The sequence below is a fragment of the Empedobacter sp. UBA7620 genome (assembly GCF_002484185.1).
Classification (GTDB): Bacteria; Bacteroidota; Bacteroidia; order Flavobacteriales; family Weeksellaceae; genus Empedobacter; species Empedobacter falsenii_C.
In genome coordinates this window covers 242-906 of the sequence record NZ_DLJI01000011.1, presented here as the reverse complement: position 1 = coordinate 906, position 665 = coordinate 242, and the positions used below count along the sequence as shown (strand labels likewise).

At 28.9% G+C, this 665-nt stretch carries 1 pseudogene; it reads right to left on the bottom strand.

From position 1 onward, the window contains the following. Positions 1-665 (bottom strand): annotated as a pseudogene (locus B2217_RS01905) (PD-(D/E)XK nuclease family protein); the annotation flags it as partial.

Genomic DNA, 665 nt, shown 5'->3' with positions numbered 1-665 from the left:
CCATCAATTGTAAACCTTTCAAAGGTTCTCCAATAAAGGAAATTGTCTCAGAAGAAACGATTTTATTGTATAATAAAAACAAGGTTCTATAATCTTTGATATCATCAACACTCAACAAATTTTCATGCAATTGATTGAAAACTTTTTTGAAAAAGAATAAATATTCTTTCATCAACAAATCGTTCATCGAAGGATGATGCAATAAATCGTCTGTCCAATTTTTTAGATGATGAATAAATTCAGTGATACTTTTCGGAATATGAAAAATAGATTTAAAGATTGATTCTCCTAACGAATTCTGAATCGAATTTTGAGAATTAAATATTCTATTTTGTAATCGAATATCTCCAATTAATTTTCGACTTTCTTCTGTGCTAAAAAGAGATAATGTTTTATTTTCAAGAATTTGTAAGACATTTTTGAAATAAAACATGGTCCCTTTTCCTAACTTCTCCCGATTCATTTGCAACTCAAAAATTGATTTGAAAAACTGCGCTAATGGAACCGAACGCAAGGGAATTCCCATCGAAATATTAAGGTGCGTGATATTTTCGGGCAATGAATTAAGAATTGAAGGTAAAATAGATTCATCAGCCAAAATCAAAGCCGTATTTTTTATTTCATCTTCGTTGAGATTTCTAATTAAATCTGCAATATATTTTGCT